This is a genomic window from Streptomyces sp. NPDC001492 (genome assembly GCF_053597275.1).
The window spans coordinates 368,048-386,494 of record NZ_JBSFHW010000003.1 but is presented as its reverse complement, the minus strand read 5'-3'; the positions used below and the strand labels follow the sequence as shown (position 1 = coordinate 386,494).

Genomic DNA, 18,447 nt, shown 5'->3' with positions numbered 1-18,447 from the left:
CTGACAATGGGGTCCGGCCACCGGTCCGTTCGCCCGCTTAGCGGAGGCGAAACGTCCTCGAAATCCCTTGTGGGAAAGGAGTTCTACGCTGGAGGACAAGGGCTTTCGGCCGCCTGTGCGCGGCCCTGGAACGGGGAGGCGAGTGCGTGGCCGACGTCCCACGACGGCACCCGGTGCGCGCTGTACGGCTGCGCTCGGTGGGCGACGGAGAACTCGAGTTGCAGTACCGCATGGTGCACGGATACCGGCGCGCCTTCCGCATGGCCGGCGAGGGACCGGCGCTGGTGCTCATCCACGGCATCGGCGACTCCTCCGCGACCTGGGCCGAGCTGATCCCCGACCTGGCCCGCACGCACACCGTGATCGCCCCCGACCTGCTCGGGCACGGCGCTTCGGACAAACCGCGCGCCGACTACTCGGTGGCGGCGTACGCGAACGGCGTGCGGGACCTGCTCACCACGCTCGGCATCGAGTCGGCGACGCTGGTCGGGCACTCGCTGGGCGGGGGCGTGGCCATGCAGTTCGCCTACCAGTTCCCCGAGCGCACCGAGCGGCTCATCCTGGTGAGCGCGGGCGGGGTGGGACGCGAGGTCAACCCCGTGCTGCGGCTGGTCTCCCTGCCCGGTGCCCATCTGATGCTGTCCACGCTGCGGTTGCCGGGGATGCGGCTGCAAGTGGGGCTGGCGGTGCGTCTGATGAAGCTCCTGGACACCGACCTCGGCCAGGACGCACCCGAACTGCTCACCCTCGTCGACGCGCTGCCGGACGAGACCTCCCGCAACGCGTTCATCCGCACCCTGCGCGCGGTCGTCGACTGGCGCGGCCAGGTCGTCACCATGCTCGACCGGTGCTATCTCACCGAGGGCATGCCGACCATGCTGCTGTGGGGCGACCGGGACAGCGTGGTGCCGGTGCGGCACGCGTACGGGGCGCACGAGGCGATGCCGGGCAGCCGCCTGGAAATCTTCGAACAGGCGGGCCATTTCCCGTTCCACAGCGACCCCGCACGATTCGTGTCACTGGTCGAGGAGTTCACGGCGACCACGCGTCCGGCGGACTGGAGCCGGGAGCACTGGCGCGAACTGCTCGTCGGGGGGCGGCCGGGCACCACCGCGGGCCGGCCGGACACGGCCCGCAACCGCAAGGTGGAGCGGGATCTGAGGGAGGCGAGCGAGCGCAGTGCGACCTGACATGCCACCGCGGTACTCGCCCGAGGGAACACCCCTGGGGCGCACCGCTGACGACATCGGGTTCCGCACCGGCTACTCCACCGGGACCCCGCGGGCCCGCAAGCTGCGGTGGCGCATCAGGGACGTGCTCCGCCGGCCGGTGAGGAACAGCGGGTGGCGCCGCTGACGTGCGCACCCGTGCCGCTCGTCCGCCACTACCCCTGCGGCCCCAGATACCCCAACGACGCCTCGATCCGCCCCGCGAGATGATCGCGTTGCACCGGCCCCCGTACCCCTGGGCCCGCCAGCCAGGTACGGCACCTGCTGGCCAGCAGCAGGCCGAAGGACTCGGCCTCCTGCTCCTCGGCGAGGTCGAAACGGCTGCGGGCGGCCACCTTGCGGACGGTGTCCCGCAGGTCCGCGTCGTCGCTGAGCAGGCGGGCCGCGACCCGGGCGCCCTCGACATGATGGCCGCAGTGGCCGGCCTTCATGTGCCACAGCTCGTGGCCGAGGATCACCAACTGGTGGTCCGGCGCGGTCCGTTCCTCGATCACGACGAGGTCCTGGTCGGTCATGTCGAGCCACAGCCCGCTCGCTGTGCCGGTCGGGAAGGCGGCCGTGCGGAAGTGCACCGGGCGGCCGCGGCGTCTGCTCATCGCCGCGCACAGCGCGCCGTACAGGTCCTCGGGCGGTGCGGGAGCGGCAAGGGTGAGCTCCGCGACCAGCTCGCCGCACAAGCGGCGCATGTCCCTTCCGATGCCCACAGCTCTCCCCAGGCTCACGACTCGGGCCGCTTGACGCTCTCCAGGAGCATGTCCAGCCACTCCGCGACCTTGTCGCGGTGCTGGTCGGTGGGCAGTTGTGCGGCCCGCCAGGCGATTCCGCGCACGCCGTGGTCCTGCAGCAGCCGCTCCAGCGGGTCGTCGGCGGCCGCGGCCGCCTCCCGCTCGGCGAGTTTGTGCAGGAGTTCCTGCTCCGTGCTCTGGAGGGCGCCCGTGAGGGCTTCGGGGTCCTCGGCGGTGAGGAATCCGGCGTGCACCCGGAAGAAGCGCTGGATGGCGTCGCAGTGCTCCATGGTGGGGCGCCGGTCGCCGTTGATCAGCGCACCCGCCTGCTGGCGCGACATGCCCGCGCCGTCGGCGATCTCCTGCTGGGTGTACTTGCGCCCGTTGGGCTTGAGCCGGGTGCGCCGCAGCAGGTCGAGCCGCTGCAGAAACCGCTCCTGCACATCGGGCTCGCCAGCGGGACGGCCGCTGAGCAGGGCTCTGACCACGGGCTCGGGGACGCCGGAGGCGGCGGACAGACGGCCGGTGTCGAAGACCTCCGTGTGCGGTACGCCGAGCCGGTCGGCGAGCGCGGTGACGCGAGCGACGACGGCCGGCAGCGCAGCGGTCGTAGCCGTGGTGCCCGGACCCTCGAAGCCATCCGTCACCGACAGATCTCCTACGTTTCGCACAGGCTTCTCACAAGCGGTTGCCGTGAACTTGACGGAGATTACCGGGTAGTTCGAACTCACATCCAGGTGTCGCCACAACTGTGGCCAATTTCAGCCGTCAACAAGCATGAAATGCCACGATAGTTGACACGACTCGATCCGGGGCCGCAGGATCAAGGCGCCGCGTGAAGGCCGCAGAGGCAAGAGGGGTGACCTCCCGATGGCATATCAGGCAGGAGGGCAGCGTCCGGCACCGCGGCCCGTCCCCGAGAGTCTCGAGGCCCAGGCGTATCTGCAGGACTACGCCACCCTCCTGGAGGCCGTTCCGTTTCCCTCCGTCGTCCTCGACCACCGCTGGGACGTCGTTCTCTCCAACAATGCTTTCGCGTCACTTTTCCGTGAGGTGAGCCCGCATCCGACAGCGATGCCCGGCGACAACTTCCTCAGGTTCGTGCTGTTCCACCCGGACGCGGGCACGGTCCTCGGCGAGCACGAGTGCAGCTGGTGCCTGCCGATGCTCGCGCACTTCGCGGCCGCCGTCGAGCGTTACGGCCACGACCACGGACTGCAGTCCATCCGCCGTGACATCGCCCAGGACCCGATCATGGAGGCCGCCTACCGGCAGGGCCTGCCGCACTGGATCCGCGCGGTCGGCGAACAGGCCGTGGCACACGACGGCGCCGTACGCCCCCTGACGCACCCCGATCCGCGCTGGGGCGCCACCGACTGCCGTGTCGTGGACGAGACCCCGAGGACGCTGCAGGACATGGGGTACACGCGGATGACGCTGGTACTGCGCGAAACCCGCCCCGCCCGCCCCAGGGTGCGCGGGCCCCGGCATGCGGCGGCGCACCTGCGGGTGGTGCCGGCCCCCGAGGTCTGACCGGGATCAGCGCGGGGAGATCACCAGGACGAGCGGGACGTCCCGGCAGGGGACCAGCCGCAGTCCGCGAAACCGTCCGGGCCGCCCCCGCTGCAGCACGGCGGCGAAATCCGGCCCCTTCGTGAGGGGTCCCGCGAGATGGGCGGGGTCGGCGGAGGCGGCCACCCGCCCGCGGGCGTTCACCAGATGGGCAGGCCCGGGCAGCCTGCGCAGCATCGGCAGCACGGCCGCCTCGAAGTGCCGCAGATACACGTCCGCCGCGGCCACTCCGGCGAACCGCCCCTCCATCCGTACCGGCGCGGACAGCGTGAGGCTGCACTCGTCGGAGCAGAGGAGTCAACGTACGGCCCGGCAACCGCGCGTTACGAGGTCCAGCAGGAGCGGCCGTACATCGCCCTCGGAGCCGCGCTGCTCCGTTACGGCGTCGCGGGCCTGGGTTCCCCGGGTTCGCGTACCGCCGCCTCGTGGAGCTTCTCCATCTTCAAGCAGCCGGCGCCGTCCGGCTCGTTCCCTTCGAACACGACAATCACACTGCCGTCCCGCGCCGTCACGGTGACGCGCGTCCCCCAGTCGGCACTCTCCCCGCTCCCGCTCCGCCATTCCTTGCGGTGAAGGGTGAGCTCGGTCCAGCGGTAGGCCCGCAGGACGTCGCCGGTGGCCACCACGACTCCGCGCTGGAAGCAGTACAGCCGGGGGGTGGGGCCGCCCGTGCGCCGCTCGTACCGGGACACGAAACAGCAGCCGATCAAGAACACGGTCCAGAGTCCGCTGAGCGGGGCGAACCAGCCGTGCAACCAGCCACCCTCCCCCTTGAAGATGTGGACGAGATCGACCGTGGTGCCCCATCCCTGCAATACGCCAAGGGGCCCGGCGAAGGCCCACACGCGCGAAGAGGCAGGGCACGCGAACCGCACATAGCTGCCGTAGTCGGCGTCTTTCCCCATGGCCAGAGCCTTGTCCCGTTCGCGCACAACACTTCCCCCGGTTCTTGAAGCCCTGGACGGTTCAATGCCCGGCGAGAGGGGCGCCGAAGCTCAAGCCTCAGTCGGGCCTCTGACGTGTTGAAGCGGACCCAGATGCACGGTCTGCAGCCGTAACGTCCACGGTGCCGACCGGCATGGGCTCGCGTGACCTCATGCCGCCTCAACTCGAGCCGGCATAGCGGCGCGTCGTCGTCAACGCCGGAGCCGTCGGTCAGCTGATGCGCTGGTGCGACCCGTGGCCAGAACGTCGATTTGCCGTCGACGGCGCCAAGGGACTTGGCCGGCCCTCTCCCCTCTCCGCCCGGGCCGCGCGCAGGTCACCGTGCCGGTGGATCAGGCCGTGGCGGACGCCGGCGGAGCGGGCGGACGTAGGAGACGGTGATCTCCTCGCTGTCGCGACCAGACTGTCGAGGGCCCTGATCCCGCGACGGCGCAAGTGGACACGCTGAGACGCGTTGTTCATGCGCGCCGACCGAGGGCGGCACGCGTCATGAGGCCTGCCAGCGCTGATCGGGACGGCACGGAGGTCTTCCGGTAGATGGCTGAGAGGTGGGTCTCTACGGTACGGCGGCTGAGGTACAGCTTCGTCGCGATGGCCTGGTTGCCCAGTCCTTCGGCGACGAGCTCGGCTATCTCCCGTTCTCGTGCGGTCAGTTGGTCGAGCTCCGTGGGTGTGGGGGGAAGTTTTTCGGGTTGGGGGCGGACGAGTGCGGCCAGGTCGGACAGCAGGCGTGCGCCGCCTGTGTCGGCGATGCGGTGGGCTCGCTCCCACATCACCAGGGCGCGCGGACCGTCGCCGGCGGCCTGCGCCTGGGCGCTTGCCAGCAGCAGGGAGTACGCCTCCCAGAGTGTCGCGCCGGAGGGTACGTACGCCCGCGCGGCGCGCTCGAAGAGGTCCGCCGCCGCGCGGTTGTCGCCGTGATGCTGGGCGAGCGCGGCCTCGGCGCGCAGCGCCGCCCCGTGCTGGCCGCTCAGTCCCATCCGGTCGGCTTCCTGGACGGCCAGTGCGGCCCAGTGCGCGGCCTGCTCCGAGTCGCCTGTCGCGAGCGCGGTGCTGACGAGGGTGTCCAGCTGGCCGGGGCGTATTGAGGGCTGCAGTCGCAGGAGTTCGGGGCCGCCGGCTTTCAGGATCGACTCCTGCGCGCGGTGCGGATCGCCGTTCACGAGCGCCGTGTGGCCGAGCATGCACCTGGCCAGCGAAGCCCACCAGTGGCTGCTTCGGCCGACCGTGGCCACGGCCTCCTCTGCGGTCTCCAGCGCCCTGGTGTCACCCAGGGGACTGTGCACCAGCAGGATCAGTGCTTTGAAGCACAGGGTGAAGGCGAGGAGGTCGCTGCTGCCGATCGCGCGTGCGACGGACTCCGCTTCCTCGGCCGACTCCAGGGCGGACGACAGCTCGCAGGTGTTGAGGTGCACGAAGGCCTTGCTGCTCAACAGGTGGGGCAGAACGTGGACTTGGCCGCCGCGTCGGGCGATGTCCAGTCCGCGGTCGGCGTGGCGTTCCGCGTCGGCGTAGCGCTCCAGCAGGGCTTCCGCCCAGGCCAGCCACACCAGCGCTTCCCCCAGTTCCGTGAGGTGGGGGCCGGTCAGACAGTCCGCGATCCCGGCGGCGGCGTCGGCGAACGCTCGGGCGGCTGTCGTCTCCCCTTCGTAGGCCTCTCCCAAGGCCCCCAGGGCCAGAGCCCCCAGCTCTCCCGTGAGGTCGCCGTGGGCGCGAGCCACCGCGAGCGTCCGCTCGATGACGTGGCGTACGTCGGGATAGGAGACGGTGTTCAGGGCGGTCATGCCGAGCGCGAGCCCCAGGGAGACCACCTGGCGGGGCCCGGGAAGGGGGCTGCGGGCCAACTCCCGTTGCAACAGGGCGGTCGCCTCTGGGGAGTGACCGAGGTGCCGTTCCAACGCGGCGTACAACGCTACGGCGTCCCCGCGCAGCGATGTGTCGTCCTGCCCGGATCCGCTGATGAGCGTGTGCAGCAGGTCGCGGCTCTCCCGCAGACCGCCTCCCACGGCGAGGGCACGGGCGCGGGCCAGCGTCAACTCCCCACACTGCTGGGCGTATGCGGGTGTGGGAGGCATGAGCCGGAGTACGACGTCCAGCAGATGGGCGGCGGTCGCGGGCGCCGTATGGGTGAACTGGGCGGCCGCCTCGGTCAGTACGGCCGCCGCCGCGGGATCCCAGTCATGCAGCGACCGCTCGACGTGATGAGCGCGCTCGGCGGCGGACGCTCCGGCCCGCGCCAGTGCGTCCGCCGCGCCGCGGTGGATCGCGAGGCGGCGCGCTGCGGCGGTGTTCTCGTAGACCAGCGCCCGCAGCAGCGGGTGGCGCAGCATCCAGCGGCCGTCGGATCCGATGCGCAGCAGGTCGCGCCGGGCCAGTGCGTCCAGGCAGTCGTCGAGTTCGTCCGCCGTGGTGTGCGGGACCGTCAGAGCCAGCATGGCGGGTGTGGTGTGGGCGCCGAGGACCGCCACGGCTTCGACGGCGCGGCGCTGTGCCTCGGTCAGCGCGCTCAGCTCGTCCAACAGCAGGGAGGCAAGGCCGCTCGGCACGCCGGACGCGATGCCGTCGTGGGCCCGGGCGGTGGTGCCGGGCGACGACGCACCGCTCCGGTAGGCGTGCAGCAGGGAGCGGAGGTAGAGCGGATTGCCCTCGCTGGATGCGTAGATCTGCTTCGCGTCGGCCGGCGGCAGGTCAGGGGCGAGCGCCTCGATCGAGTCCCGCTCGGGCAGCGGCCCCAGAACCATCGGCAGTACGGCTGCGGTGTCGACGCCGCGTGTGAGGGCAGCGGCGAGGGAGGGCGGCGTCTGACGCTGCCGGCGAGCGACGAGCAGAAGCACCCGCCCGCTCACCGGGTGCCGTACCAGGTGGTCCAACAGCTCCAGGGAGGCGGGATCGGCCCAGTGCAGGTCGTCCAGGGCCATCACCAGCCCGCCGCGTTCCCCGAGCCCGGTCAGCACCTCGGCCACGGCACGGTAGAGGCCGAACCGGTCGCGGCTGCGCGTGCCCTGCGCACCGTCGACGCCCCGCAGCACGGGCATCGCCGCATCGGGTACGGCGCCCGAGTCGAGAAAGGCACGGTCGACGTCGGCGAACGCGTCTGTGAAGGTCTGGAACGGAGTATGCCGCTCGTACTCCGTGGCCCTGCCGCGTACCACGGCCAGCCCAAGCCGCTGCGCCCGCGCACAGACCTCGCTCAGCAGCCGGCTCTTGCCCATGCCTGCGTCGCCGGCGATGTCGACGACAGCGGGAACGCCGTCCTGCCCCAAACGACCGAGCACCGAGCTGAGCCGCTCGAGTTCCTCGGCTCTGCCGACCAGCGTCATCGCTGTCTCGTCCAACCCTGACACCAGTGGGTCTCCCGTCTCCAGCGAACACGACCAGGTCGTATCTTCATACATCCGCCATTGCGTGGACTCGCTCGACTTACGTGTTGGTTCCGTTGCTGGGGAGCGTCGACCCGCCGCGTCCGTCACGAATGGTGGAGAGCCGTCGGGCAGCGGTCGCCGTGTGGAGGCCCGGCCAGTTTCACGAGTCACCGGATCGCCCGGGCCGCTACCTCGGAGCCGGAGGCCGCAGCGGTCCGGTCCGGTCCGAAAGAGGTGCAAGCCCGGCAGTGTGCACGCCTGACGGCGCAACGTACGTGGTCCCTTACGTAGTTTTACGGTGTTCCCGTAAGGCGCCGCATATGACGCTTTCCCCTCGACATGACGCCGGTCCCCCTGGGCGCTGCCACGGTTCGGTGGATGTCATCCGAAGCACTTGCCGGATCCCTTGTGGGAGGCCTCAGCCCAGGCCTGCGGAACCCGCCCCCGTACAGCCCGGCTTGTCGGTCGGATTTCTGGACGCTTGTTCGGACGTCGAGTGCCGGGAGGGCACGTATATGTCGACCTTGAATGGAATCGGCACCACATATCTCGGTTACAGCCACCGCAACCGCGACGGCAGTCACTTCGCCACCAAGTGGTTCGTGCTGTGGGGCCTATCGGTGATCCCCCTCGGCCGGTACCGGCTGACCGTGGGCGACACGGTACTTACTCCGATGGGGAACGGCAGCAGGTCGGTCCGGCCCGGTCCGGCGATCCGGTCCGCGCCGAGGCGCTCGCCTGCCGCGCGACACGACGATCAGTAGATCAGCTGATCCGTGGGCGACGTACGACACCGTGCCGAACCGCACGTCACCTCGATCCGCCGGGCCACGGCGTACCTCCCGCGCGCACAGGTGCCTCGCTGGGAACGAAGGGCTGCCAACCCCTTGTCCCCTGTAGGTCAGCGCTGATTGTGAGAATCACTGCATGATTCCCAAGTTGTCCTTGCACAGCCCTCGTTGGCTCGACTTCGACGGAGTGACAGCCGAGGAGGTGAAAGCGCTCCTGGAGCAGATGGCTTCCACGGCTGCCGGCGGCACCGGCAGTGAATGGCGGCAGGCCTGGACGTACATGGCCGAAAGCCTGATGGATGACGGAATCGTGTCCGACGGGGCCTACGCGGCCCTGCCACATCTCGTCGAGGCGGCAGCGGCCCTGCCTCCGAGCCAGTCCGTGGATTTCTGGGTGGACCTGGGATTCATCGTGACCGCGGACTACAGGCCTCCCGTCCCGGCGGATCTCGAGGTGGGGTTCAGCGCCGCACTGCGTCTGGCCGAGCGGGCGGCCGCACAAAGCCTCCTTGCCGGGAACGCTCCCCCGGAGGTCTGCGCCCACCTCGTACTCTCCTGCGTGGCCTTCGCCGGCCACCACATGGGCGAAGCGCTGGGGCGGCTTGTCGATCCCAAGGAGAGCGGCCTCCTGTTGGTCTGTCCCGGGTGCGAGAGCGACACCGAGATCCCCGACTTCTTCGTGGACCCGGTGCGTCCGGCTTTCGAAGCCCCGGAGCTTCTTGAGCCCATCCATGTCCGCCAGGGAGAACACCCGTGGGGCGAGGTGGCCGCAGTGTTGCGGGAGGAGGCGCTGGGGGAGGGGTGGGAGCCCTTCCTGCGGGTGGCACGCCGAGTCGCGGAGGCGGGACTACCCTCCGAAGCACCGGGGCAGGCCGTGCTGTGCTTGGCCGCCGGTACGGTCGCGGTCACGGGCAGCCCGCCACAGGTGGGGAGGGAATGGGCCCGCGAACTGATGATGCTGACCGGGTACTTCCACTGCTGGGACTGCGAGCGGACATGGACGATCGCCGACGGGCTGACGGAGAACCCCGCCGGAGCGCACCCCCAGAACAATCTGACGACAACCGAGGCGGCCTCCGACGGGCCGGCTGCGACGGTGGAGTCCGCGGCGGCCGACCGGCCACATGAAGCGGCGACCCGGTTCCGACAGGACGGCAACGCTCTGCTCGCGGGCGACGGCTCCCCCTGGGGCCACATCTCGGTGTTCTCGGATTCCGAGGCCGGCGCAGCAGGGGGTGTCGACGCACTGACGGTAGTGACCCGCCCGGGTCGGCCACCCCTCGTGGCGGGAGGCGGGGACAGGGGCGTGGTGTGCCTGTGGAGCGTGGCCGACGGCCGACTCGTCCATGAACCGCTGCCAGGACATCCTGACCGCATCCGCTCCATGACCGCCCTGACTCTGCTTGACGGCCGCATCCTTCTGGCGAGCGGAGGCGACAGCGGGACCATCGCCCTGTGGAATCCGCTCACTGGGCAGCCGGTTCGCGAACCGGTCGGCGACTGGCCCGGCGGGGTCACCGGAATGTGTACGGCGACCGTCCCCGACGGTCGGACCCTGCTCGTCACCGCCACCCCCCGCGGCGCGGTGCGGTTGTGGGACCCACTCACCGGTGAGCCCGTCGGGCGCCTCAACCCCTATGGCAGTCCGATCCAGTCGATCACCGCCGTCCCGATCTCCGCCGGCCACACGCTGATCGCGGCCTCGGACACCGGGGGCCGCGTTCACGTGTGGGATCCGGCCGTCGACGACCCCTGGGAACGAGGCGCGGCCGTCCAGTTGAGCGCACAATCGCTCAAGGATGCCGATCACCGTGTGGCAACTGTGGCGGCCGTGCCCACACCTCACCGAACGGTGCTGGCCACCGGAGACAACCTCGGCGTGGTCATGCTGTGGGACCTTGCCACCGGTGCCCCGATCGGCGACGGTCTGCCGGCCTCGACAGGCACCGCCGGCCTACCGGTCATCACCGGCACCACCCTGCCCGACGGCCGCACTGTCCTGGTCACCGGCAGCAAGAGCGGGAACAGACTGCGGACATGGGAACCGGAATCCGGCGCGGTGCGACACATCGCCCTGGACGTGACGCTGACCTGCCTGGCCACCGCAGGCCCAGAACTGATCGTCGGACATGACCGTGGAGTCCTCAAACTCCCGCTCGCCAGGCAATGAACCGTTCGGCCGCGCAAGCATCTGTGCGCCACTCAGCCGTGGAACACGTACGCCTGCGCGGCGCCTGGTCGCCGCCTCGGATCCGACCGGTGGCTGCGCGGAAATCGCCCGACCGAGAGGCAACTGTCCCGGCTGCTACGACCGCCCGCGCACCGACACAAGCAACTCACCCCCAAGCCCGCGCAGAATGACCTCTGAGCCCCGTTCCGCTACGTGCACAAGTCAGTAATTTCCCCGGTGTATCCGGGGCTGCGTCTTGCGATCATGGCGCATTGCGTGCACCGGGTGTCGGTGCGGAGGGGGTAGTACATGAGGGTTTCCCAGAGGCGGCATGCTGCTCTGGAAGCGTGGGCGAAGGCGCCTGGGCCAGACACGCGGACACGAAGAGAAGGATGCTGTCCCGTGAACATGACGGTCCGCTCCCGTCCTGCCGTACGAGGTGTTCTCGTCATGACAGGCACGGCCCTGCTGCTCACCGCCCTCGCCGGGTGCTCCGAGGACAAGGAGACGATGGCGGGCTGGGTCAAGAACGGCAGCGAGAAACACGTGAGGGCCATCGCCACGGATTTGAAGACCCTGGTGGACGCGAGCGATCAGTCTACTGCGGACCCCACGATCGCGCGGCGCTGCACTCAGGTGCTCGATGACGTGAAGGCGGCGAAGGCATTCCGTGACCCGCCTGACAAGATCGTCAACACCAGTTGGCAGGAGACGCTCAATCGGGTCCAGACGGCCGCTTCCCACTGCCTGCGCAACGTCAAGACCGGCGGGGGATCGAGCCTCCCCGAGGCCATAGACGCGCAGACCTCTTTTGGCGTTTTCACCAGCGAGTTCGAGCGTGCCCTCAGTCAGTCCTGATCCTCGCTGTGCCCAGTGCCCGGCTCGCCGGTCAGGAGCCGGCGGATCCCACAACGAGCCGGGCTCCCCCAACCGCAGTACCCAACCGCACGCCGGACACCGATCCAGCAGCGTCACCTGATGCTCAGGGCACACCGCCGCACACGACAGCCTTCACCGCCGCCACGCTCAGCGGCCCCCCTTCGCTCAGCTGCGGCTGCGACCGGCCGTGCGCGCACCATGTTCAGGATCAGTGATATGTGACATAGTACTGTCGTGAGTCAGTCACTGACCTGCGATGTCGTGATCGTCGGAGCCGGTATGACAGGCGCCGCCTGCGCCCTCTACGCCTCCCGAGCCGGCCTGGACGTCGTCGTCGTGGACCGCGGCCCCGTGGCCGGCGGCACCACCGGGGCGGGGGAGGGCAATCTCCTCGTCTCCGACAAGGAGCCCGGCCCGGAACTCGACCTCGCCCTGCTCTCCCAGCGCCTGTGGGCCGAACTGGCGCGGGAGTTCGGGGAGGCCGTCGAGTACGAGGCCAAGGGCGGCGTGGTGGTGGCCACCTCCCCCGGCGGTCTCGCCGCACTGGAGGACTTCGCCGCCGGGCAGCGAGCCGCCGGAGTGACCGCCACGACAGCCACAGGCACCGAACTGTACGAACTCGAACCCCATCTGGCCCCCGGTCTGCCCGGCGCCGTCCACTACCCGCAGGACTCCCAGGTCATGCCCGCCCTGGCCGCCGCCCACCTCGTCCGGGCCTCCCGCGCGCGCCTGTTCACCGGACGGACGGTGACGGAGGTTCTGCGGACAACTGACGGGACGGTACGGGGAGTTCGTACCGACAGAGGTGACATCCACACTCCGGCCGTGGTCAACGCGGCCGGCACCTGGGGCGCCGAACTCGCCGCCCTCGCGGGCACCGGCCTGCCCGTCCTCCCGCGGCGCGGCTTCGTCCTCGTCACCGAACCGCTCCCGCGCATGGTCCACCACAAGGTGTACGCCGCCGACTACGTGGCCGACGTGGCCAGCGACTCGGCCGCGCTGCAGACCTCGCCGGTCGTGGAGGGCACGGCCGCGGGACCGATCCTGATCGGCGCGAGCCGTGAACGGGTCGGCTTCGACCGGTCGTTCTCGCTGCCGGCCCTGCGCGCCCTCGCGGCCGGCGCGACCCGGCTGTTCCCGTTCCTGTCCGACGTCCGCGCCATCCGCTCGTACGCCGGCTTCCGCCCGTACATGCCCGACCATCTGCCCGCCATCGGCCCCGATCCCCGCGTTCCGGGCCTCTTCCACGCCTGCGGCCACGAGGGTGCGGGCATCGGGCTCGCGACCGGCACCGGGCACCTGATCGCCCAGACCCTGACCGCGAAGACACCCGACCTGGACCTGGCCCCGTTCCGCCCCGACCGCTTCCCCGAGGAGACCCCGTGAGCTCCCCACTGGACCTGGCACAGGCCCACCCGCGCCCGGCTTTCCCGGTCACGCTGGACGGCCGGGAGATCGAGGCGCTGCCCGGCCAGACGGTCGCCGCCGCGCTCTGGGCAGCGGGGGTCACCTCCTGGCGCACCACCCGGGACGGAGGCCGCCCGCGCGGCGTCTTCTGCGGGATCGGCGTCTGCTTCGACTGTCTGGTGACCGTCAACGACCGCCCCAATCAACGGGCTTGCCTCGTTTCCCTCCAGCCGGGCGACGCGATCCGCACCCAGGAGGGGACCGGCCATGACGACTGACCGACCCCATCTCGCCGTCATCGGCGCGGGCCCGGCGGGCCTGGCCGCCACCGTGGCCGCCGCCGCGCACGGCGTGCGGGTCACGCTCCTCGACTCGGCCGCACGACCGGGCGGCCAGTTCTACCGGCAGCCCGCCGCCGAACTGCGCGCGCGCCGCCCCCAGGCGCTGCACCACGACTGGCGGACCTGGACGCGACTGCGGGACGGGCTCGACACATACGTAAAGGCAGGCGCAGTAACGCACTTGACGGACCATCACGTCTGGTTCGTCGAACGGCACGCGGGCCGGTTCACCGTGCACGCCCTGCTCGGCCCCGAGCAGGAGGACCCGGTCGCCGTGCACGCCGACGCCGTGCTCCTGGCCACCGGCGGCTACGAGAAGGTGCTGCCCTTCCCCGGCTGGACCCTCCCCGGCGTTCTCACCGCCGGCGGCGCCCAGGCCATGCTCAAGGGAACCCTCGCCGTGTCCGGACGCACCGTCGTGGTCGCCGGCACCGGGCCGCTGCTGCTGCCGGTCGCGACCGGCCTCGCCGCGGCCGGAGTGCGGATTGCCGCGCTGGTCGAATCCGCCGATCCCAGGGCGTTCGTACGACGGTCCCGGGCGCTCGCGGCCCAACCGGGCAAGCTCACCGAAGGGGCCGGATACGCCGTTCGGTTGCTGCGGCATCGCGTGCGCGTCCTCGCCCGGCACACCGTCGTCGAGGCACACGGCACCGAGCGGCTGGAGGCGGTGACCGTCGCCGCGCTCGACGGCGAGGGGCGGGTCCGTCCCGCGACCGCCCGCCGCATCGCCTGCGACACCCTCGCCGTCGGCCACGGCATGCTCCCGCACACCGACCTCGCCGAGACCCTCGGCTGCCGCCTCGACGGCATGAACGTGCAGGTCGACGGCGAGCAGCGCACCGATGTCCCCGGCGTATGGGCTGCGGGCGAGACCACCGGCATCGGCGGTTCGGCCCTCGCACTGGCCGAGGGCCACATCGCAGGACGCTCGGCCGCGGCCCGCCTCGCGGGCCGTGCACCGGACCCGCGCGAGTGGGCCGCGGCCACCAGGACCCGTGGCCGACTACGGGAGTTCGCCGCCACGCTCGACGCCGTGTACGCGCCGCCCGCCCACTGGAGCGAGCTGATCACCGACGACACCGTCGTGTGCCGTTGCGAGGAGGTCACCGGCTCCGCGATCCGCGAGGCCGTCGCGGAGCTCGGCGCCGGTGACGTCCGCACGGTGAAGCTGCTGACCCGGGCCGGGATGGGCTGGTGCCAGGGCCGGGTGTGCGCACCCGCGGTCGCCGGGCTCGCCGGGTGCCGACTCACCCCGTCCAGACGGCCCTTCGCCCGTCCCGTACCGCTCGGTGTCCTCGCCCGCGAGGACACACACCCCACCGGGAGAGGATCCTCATGACCGACCACCGTCCCTGGCGCGGAGTCCTCGTCGCCACCGCACTGCCGCTGAACGACGACCTCACGGTGAACCACGACAAGTACGCCGAGCACTGCGCCTGGCTCGTCGAGAACGGCTGCGACGGCGTCGTCCCCAACGGCTCGCTGGGGGAGTACCAGGTGCTCACCCCCGAGGAACGCGCCAAGGTCGTCGAGACGGCCGTCGCCGCGATCGGCGGGCAGCGGGTCATGCCCGGGGTGGCCGCGTACGGGTCCGCGGAGTCCCGCCGCTGGGCCGAGCAGGCCCGCGACGCCGGCTGCCACGCGGTGATGCTGCTGCCGCCCAACGCCTACCGCGCCGACGAGCGTTCGGTGCTCGCCCACTACGCGGAGGTCGCGAAGGCGGGCGTACCGGTCGTGGCGTACAACAACCCCATCGACACCAAGGTCGACCTCGTGCCGGAACTCCTCGCCAAGCTGCACGGTGAGGGGTACGTCCGCGCCGTCAAGGAGTTCTCCGGGGACGTCCGGCGCGCGTACCGGATCGCCGAACTCGCCCCGGAACTGGATCTGTTGATCGGCGCCGACGACGTCCTCCTCGAGCTGGCGATCGCGGGTGCGAAGGGCTGGGTGGCCGGCTATCCGAACGCCCTGCCCGCGGCGAGCGTGGAGCTCTACCACGCGGCCGTCGACGGCGATCTGACCACCGCGAACCAGCTCTACCGGCAGCTGCATCCGCTGCTGCGGTGGGACTCCCAGGTGGAGTTCGTCCAGGCGATCAAGCTGTCCATGGACATCGTCGGGCGGCACGGCGGGCCGGTGCGGCCGCCCCGTATGCCGCTGCTGCCCGAACAGGAGGCCGTCGTACGGGCGGCCACCGAGAAGGCCGTCGCCGCCGGACTCGCGTAACCCACAAGGAGGCAGGCCATGCGCAGCAGACTCGTCCTGCACGCCGTCGACTCGCACACCGAGGGCATGCCCACCCGTGTGATCACCGGCGGGATCGGGACCATCCCCGGCGCGACGATGAACGAGCGGCGGCTGTACTTCCGCGAACACCGCGACGACATCAAGCAGTTGCTGATGAACGAGCCGCGCGGGCACTCCGCGATGAGCGGTGCGATCCTCCAGCCGCCGGCCCGGGACGACTGCGACTGGGGTGTCGTCTACATCGAGGTGTCCGGCTATCTGCCGATGTGCGGGCACGGCACGATCGGCGTCGCGACCGTGCTCGTGGAGACCGGCATGGTCGAGGTCGTCGAACCGGTCACCACCATCCGCCTCGACACCCCGGCCGGAGTCGTGGTCGCCGAAGTGGCGGTGGAGGGCGGCGCGGCCAGGTCGGTGACGCTGAGGAACGTGCCGTCGTTCGCGGCGGGGCTCGACCGCAAGGCGACGCTGGCCGACGGGCGGACCGTCACCTACGACCTGGCATACGGCGGAAACTTCTACGCCATCCTCCCCCTGGACCAGTTCGGCCTCCCCTTCGACCGCGCCCGCAAGGACGACATCCTCGCGGCGGGGCTGGCGCTGATGGACGCCATCAACGCCGAGGACGAGCCCGTCCACCCCGAGGACCCGTCCATCCGCGGCTGCCACCACGTCCACCTGCTGGCCCCCGGCGCAGGCGCCCGCCACTCCCGGCACGCGATGGCGATCCACCCCGGCTGGTTCGACCGCTCACCCTGCGGCACCGGCACCAGCGCGCGCATGGCGCAGCTGCACGCGCGCGGCGAACTGCCCCTGCACACCGAGTTCGTCAACGAGTCCTTCATCGGCACCCGCTTCACCGGCCGCCTCCTCAGCACCACCGAGGTCGCGGGCCGCCCCGCCGTCCTGCCCAGCTTCACCGGCCGCGCCTGGATCACCGGAACCGCCCAGTACCTGCTCGACCCTGAGGACCCGTTCCCCGCGGGGTTCGTCCTGTAGCCGGCCCGATAATGTCCGGTAACCCAAGGAGGACGATCACGATGGCCCAGCAGCACCGCCCCTCCCTTCCCTCGCTCGGTGGCAGGAAGCCCAACTTCCGGGAGAAGGTCGTGGACGTGCTGCGGGCCGCGCTGATCTCCGGCGAACTGCGCCCCGGCCAGGTGTACTCGGCGCCGACCCTCGCCCCCCGCCTCGGCGTCTCCGCGACTCCGGTGCGTGAGGCGATGCTGGAGCTGGTGAAGGAGGGCATGGTCGAGATCGTCCCGAACAAGGGGTTCCGGGTCACCGAGGTCTCCGAGAAACAGCTCGACGAGTACACCCACATCCGGTCCCTGATCGAGATCCCGACGACCGTCGGCCTCGCGACCACTGCCGCCCTCGACGATCTGAAGGCGCTGCGCCCGCTCGCCACGGAGATCGTCACCTCGGCCACGCGCGGCAACCTCACCGACTACGTCGAGGCCGACCTGCACTTCCACCTCGCCCTGCTCTCCCTGGCCGGCAACGACCATCTCGTGGAAGTCGTCAGGGACCTGCGGCAGCGTTCACGCCTGTACGGACTGACGGCCCTGGTCGAGACCGGACGGCTGAAGGCCTCCGCCGAGGAGCACATCGAACTCCTCGACGCACTGCTCGCCCGCGACGCCGAGGCCGTGCGCGAGGTGATGACGCGGCATCTCGGGCACGTCCGGGGGCTGTGGGCAGCCCACTGACAGCCCGGAGCGCCCATCACGCAAGCCGCTTGCATTTCTTGCGCTATTCTTGCGCGTATGACGCGACGACTTGCTGAGGTGGCCAAGAAGGTCGGGGTCAGTGAGGCCACGGTCAGCCGGGTGCTGAACGGCAAGCCCGGGGTCTCGCAGGCCACCCGGCAGGCGGTGCTCAGCGCCCTGGACGTCCTCGGCTACGAGCGGCCCACGCAGCTGCGCGGCGAGCGCGCCCGGCTCGTCGGCCTCGTCCTGCCCGAGCTGCAGAACCCCATCTTCCCGGCGTTCGCCGAGGTGATCGGCGGCGCCCTCGCCCAGCTCGGCCTGACCCCGGTGCTGTGCACCCAGACCAAGGGCGGCGTCTCCGAGGCGGACTACGTGGAGCTGCTGCTGCAACAGCAGGTCTCCGGCGTGGTCTTCGCCGGCGGTCTGTACGCCCAGGCCGACGCCCCGCACGACCACTACCGGCGGCTCGCCGAGCGCAACATCCCGGTGGTGCTGGTCAACGCGTCCATCGAGGACCTCGGCTTCCCGGGTGTGTCCTGTGACGACGCGGTGGCGGTGGAGCAGGCCTGGCGCCACCTGGCCTCGCTCGGGCACGAGCGGATCGGGCTGGTGCTGGGGCCGGACGATCACGTTCCCTCGGCCCGCAAACTGGCCGCCGCCAAGACCCTCGGGGACCTCCCCGACGAGCATGTCGCGCGCGCGATGTTCTCCATCGAGGGCGGTCACGCGGCCGCCTCCCGGCTGATCGACCGCGGTGTCACCGGGTTCATCTGCGCCAGCGACCCGCTCGCCCTCGGTGTCATCCGGGCCGCCCGCCGCAAGGGACTGGACGTGCCGGGCCGGGTCTCGGTCGTCGGCTATGACGACTCCGCGCTGATGAACTGCACCGAGCCGCCCCTGACCACCGTCCGCCAGCCCATCGAGGCGATGGGCCGGGCGGCCGTGGAGCTGCTGAACGCGCAGGTCGGCGGTGGTTCCGTACCCATCGAAGAGCTTTTGTTCGAGCCGGAGCTGGTGGTGCGCGGATCGACCGCGCAAGCCCCTCGTCCCTGAGATCCGATTCTCTG

The 18,447-nt window shown here is 70.9% G+C and carries 15 protein-coding genes and 1 pseudogene; 11 read left to right on the top strand and 5 right to left on the bottom strand.

Going from position 1 to position 18,447, the window contains the following annotated elements; translation table 11 throughout:
* Positions 1 to 146 precede the first annotated feature (146 nt).
* Positions 147 to 1,190 (top strand): alpha/beta fold hydrolase, encoded by a 1,044-nt coding sequence (locus ACWC1K_RS05895; RefSeq protein WP_450829008.1) that lies wholly within the window; start codon positions 147 to 149, stop codon positions 1,188 to 1,190.
* Positions 1,191 to 1,384: 194 nt separating this feature from the next.
* Here the strand turns inward: ACWC1K_RS05895 and ACWC1K_RS05890 are convergent, their stop codons facing one another.
* Positions 1,385 to 1,915, bottom strand: coding sequence for a toxin-antitoxin system, toxin component (locus ACWC1K_RS05890; RefSeq protein WP_450829045.1), 531 nt, complete (start codon positions 1,913 to 1,915; stop codon positions 1,385 to 1,387).
* Between the two features lie 32 nt (positions 1,916 to 1,947).
* On the bottom strand, positions 1,948 to 2,601 hold the full coding sequence (locus tag ACWC1K_RS05885) for a helix-turn-helix domain-containing protein (RefSeq protein ID WP_351468443.1): 654 nt from the start codon (positions 2,599 to 2,601) through the stop codon (positions 1,948 to 1,950).
* Between the two features lie 223 nt (positions 2,602 to 2,824).
* Between ACWC1K_RS05885 and ACWC1K_RS05880 the strand changes: the two genes are divergently transcribed.
* Positions 2,825 to 3,487, top strand: a complete 663-nt coding sequence (locus ACWC1K_RS05880; protein ID WP_450829007.1) for an MmyB family transcriptional regulator — start codon at positions 2,825 to 2,827, stop codon at positions 3,485 to 3,487.
* A 6-nt stretch (positions 3,488 to 3,493) separates the two neighbouring features.
* Here the strand turns inward: ACWC1K_RS05880 and ACWC1K_RS05875 are convergent.
* The 3 genes and pseudogenes from ACWC1K_RS05875 to ACWC1K_RS05865 form a co-directional block, all read right to left on the bottom strand.
* Positions 3,494 to 3,849 (bottom strand): annotated as a pseudogene (locus tag ACWC1K_RS05875) (hypothetical protein); the annotation flags it as partial.
* A gap of 54 nt (positions 3,850 to 3,903) precedes the next feature.
* Complete coding sequence (locus ACWC1K_RS05870; RefSeq protein ID WP_450829006.1) at positions 3,904 to 4,431, bottom strand: hypothetical protein; 528 nt, start codon at positions 4,429 to 4,431, stop codon at positions 3,904 to 3,906.
* Positions 4,432 to 4,929: 498 nt separating this feature from the next.
* Positions 4,930 to 7,815, bottom strand: coding sequence for an AAA family ATPase (locus ACWC1K_RS05865; RefSeq protein ID WP_450829005.1), 2,886 nt, complete (start codon positions 7,813 to 7,815; stop codon positions 4,930 to 4,932).
* Between the two features lie 945 nt (positions 7,816 to 8,760).
* Here ACWC1K_RS05865 and ACWC1K_RS05860 point away from each other — a divergent pair.
* From ACWC1K_RS05860 to ACWC1K_RS05820, 9 genes are all read left to right on the top strand, one after another.
* On the top strand, positions 8,761 to 10,794 hold the full coding sequence (locus ACWC1K_RS05860) for a WD40 repeat domain-containing protein (protein ID WP_450829004.1): 2,034 nt from the start codon (positions 8,761 to 8,763) through the stop codon (positions 10,792 to 10,794).
* 450 nt (positions 10,795 to 11,244) lie between these two features.
* Entirely contained in the window at positions 11,245 to 11,652 is a 408-nt protein-coding gene (locus tag ACWC1K_RS05855; RefSeq protein ID WP_450829003.1) for a hypothetical protein, read from the top strand.
* A gap of 255 nt (positions 11,653 to 11,907) precedes the next feature.
* The gene (locus ACWC1K_RS05850; RefSeq protein ID WP_450829002.1) at positions 11,908 to 13,059 is read left to right on the top strand and encodes an NAD(P)/FAD-dependent oxidoreductase; all 1,152 of its coding nucleotides are present in this window, start codon (positions 11,908 to 11,910) and stop codon (positions 13,057 to 13,059) included.
* Positions 13,056 to 13,358, top strand: coding sequence for a (2Fe-2S)-binding protein (locus ACWC1K_RS05845; protein ID WP_450829001.1), 303 nt, complete (start codon positions 13,056 to 13,058; stop codon positions 13,356 to 13,358). The genes ACWC1K_RS05850 and ACWC1K_RS05845 overlap by 4 nt, the downstream gene beginning before the upstream one ends.
* On the top strand, positions 13,348 to 14,760 hold the full coding sequence (locus ACWC1K_RS05840) for an FAD-dependent oxidoreductase (protein ID WP_450829000.1): 1,413 nt from the start codon (positions 13,348 to 13,350) through the stop codon (positions 14,758 to 14,760). Before ACWC1K_RS05845 ends, ACWC1K_RS05840 begins: the two co-directional genes overlap by 11 nt.
* Positions 14,757 to 15,647: a dihydrodipicolinate synthase family protein gene (locus ACWC1K_RS05835; protein ID WP_450828999.1), complete on the top strand. Its 891-nt coding sequence runs from the start codon at positions 14,757 to 14,759 to the stop codon at positions 15,645 to 15,647. The genes ACWC1K_RS05840 and ACWC1K_RS05835 overlap by 4 nt, the downstream gene beginning before the upstream one ends.
* Positions 15,648 to 15,665: 18 nt before the next feature.
* Positions 15,666 to 16,667 (top strand): proline racemase family protein, encoded by a 1,002-nt coding sequence (locus ACWC1K_RS05830; RefSeq protein WP_450828998.1) that lies wholly within the window; start codon positions 15,666 to 15,668, stop codon positions 16,665 to 16,667.
* 41 nt (positions 16,668 to 16,708) lie between these two features.
* Positions 16,709 to 17,380: a GntR family transcriptional regulator gene (locus ACWC1K_RS05825; RefSeq protein WP_450828997.1), complete on the top strand. Its 672-nt coding sequence runs from the start codon at positions 16,709 to 16,711 to the stop codon at positions 17,378 to 17,380.
* A gap of 57 nt (positions 17,381 to 17,437) precedes the next feature.
* Positions 17,438 to 18,433 carry a LacI family DNA-binding transcriptional regulator gene (locus tag ACWC1K_RS05820; RefSeq protein WP_450828996.1) on the top strand — a complete coding sequence of 332 codons (996 nt, stop codon included), beginning with the start codon at positions 17,438 to 17,440 and terminating at the stop codon, positions 18,431 to 18,433.
* The last annotated feature ends 14 nt before the right edge of the window (positions 18,434 to 18,447 follow it).

What these genes read in the sequence shown, in the direction of transcription:
- ACWC1K_RS05890 (WP_450829045.1), bottom strand. Translation starts at nt 1,915, where the DNA reads ATGCGCCGCTTGTGCGGCGAGCTGGTCGCGGAGCTCACCCTTGCCGCT.
- ACWC1K_RS05860 (WP_450829004.1), top strand. Translation starts at nt 8,761, where the DNA reads ATGATTCCCAAGTTGTCCTTGCACAGCCCTCGTTGGCTCGACTTCGAC.
- ACWC1K_RS05820 (WP_450828996.1), top strand. Translation starts at nt 17,438, where the DNA reads ATGACGCGACGACTTGCTGAGGTGGCCAAGAAGGTCGGGGTCAGTGAG.
- ACWC1K_RS05830 (WP_450828998.1), top strand. Translation starts at nt 15,666, where the DNA reads ATGCGCAGCAGACTCGTCCTGCACGCCGTCGACTCGCACACCGAGGGC.
- ACWC1K_RS05855 (WP_450829003.1), top strand. Translation starts at nt 11,245, where the DNA reads ATGACAGGCACGGCCCTGCTGCTCACCGCCCTCGCCGGGTGCTCCGAG.
- ACWC1K_RS05825 (WP_450828997.1), top strand. Translation starts at nt 16,709, where the DNA reads ATGGCCCAGCAGCACCGCCCCTCCCTTCCCTCGCTCGGTGGCAGGAAG.
- ACWC1K_RS05880 (WP_450829007.1), top strand. Translation starts at nt 2,825, where the DNA reads ATGGCATATCAGGCAGGAGGGCAGCGTCCGGCACCGCGGCCCGTCCCC.
- ACWC1K_RS05870 (WP_450829006.1), bottom strand. Translation starts at nt 4,431, where the DNA reads ATGGGGAAAGACGCCGACTACGGCAGCTATGTGCGGTTCGCGTGCCCT.
- ACWC1K_RS05840 (WP_450829000.1), top strand. Translation starts at nt 13,348, where the DNA reads ATGACGACTGACCGACCCCATCTCGCCGTCATCGGCGCGGGCCCGGCG.
- ACWC1K_RS05835 (WP_450828999.1), top strand. Translation starts at nt 14,757, where the DNA reads ATGACCGACCACCGTCCCTGGCGCGGAGTCCTCGTCGCCACCGCACTG.